The sequence below is a fragment of the Bradyrhizobium tropiciagri genome (assembly GCF_001189845.1).
Taxonomy (GTDB): Bacteria; Pseudomonadota; Alphaproteobacteria; order Rhizobiales; family Xanthobacteraceae; genus Bradyrhizobium; species Bradyrhizobium tropiciagri.
On the sequence record NZ_LFLZ01000184.1, the window covers coordinates 1 to 716 of the forward strand.

Here is a 716-nt window from a genome sequence, read left to right on the forward strand (position 1 = left end):
CCGGCCAGGCTCGTGCCGAGATGGCTGTCGAGACGCTCAACGTTGTTGCCGATCGGGGCTACTACGACGGCGAAGAGATTCTTGCCTGTGAGGACGCTGGCATCACGGTCACATTGCCGAAACCGCTGACCTCAGGTGCAAAAGCCGCAGGTCGTTTTGGCAAACAGGACTTTATCTATGTTGCGGCCGAAGACATCTACCACTGTCCTGCTGGTGAACGGCTGACGTATCGCTTCACCGTCGAGGAGGATGGCAAGATGCTCCGCCGTTACTGGACGACTGCTTGCCGCACCTGTGCACTCAAAGCTCAGTGCACGACTGGCCCCGAACGGCGTATCACGCGTTGGGAGCACGAGGCTGTGCTAGAGAAGGTTCAGCAGCGGCTCGACCAAGACCCCAACAAGATGACTTTGCGCCGGCAGACCGCGGAGCATCCGTTCGGGACCATAAAGGACTGGATGGGTGCGACGCACTTCCTGATGCGGGGACGACACAAGGTAGCGACCGAGATCGCGCTTAATGTGCTCGCCTACAACATGAAACGCGTAATAGCGATTCTAGGCTGCAGACCATTGCTGCAGGCGATACAGACGTAAGCGACATTTGTAATGTGCGCTCGAGGGTTCAGAACCTTCATTTGCCACCCGATCGAGCCGCTAAGCCGATGCCGGGCGTGCTCGACCTGTCAGTAACAAGGGGTTCTCACACAGCCTGGG

Annotated in this window: 1 protein-coding gene; it reads left to right on the forward strand. The window is 58.2% G+C overall.

The window, feature by feature from the left end; genetic code table 11:
* Positions 1-596: transposase (locus tag AKN84_RS44330; RefSeq protein WP_157863411.1), on the forward strand; the 596-nt coding region annotated here is incomplete at its 5' end.
* Positions 597-716 lie beyond the last annotated feature (120 nt).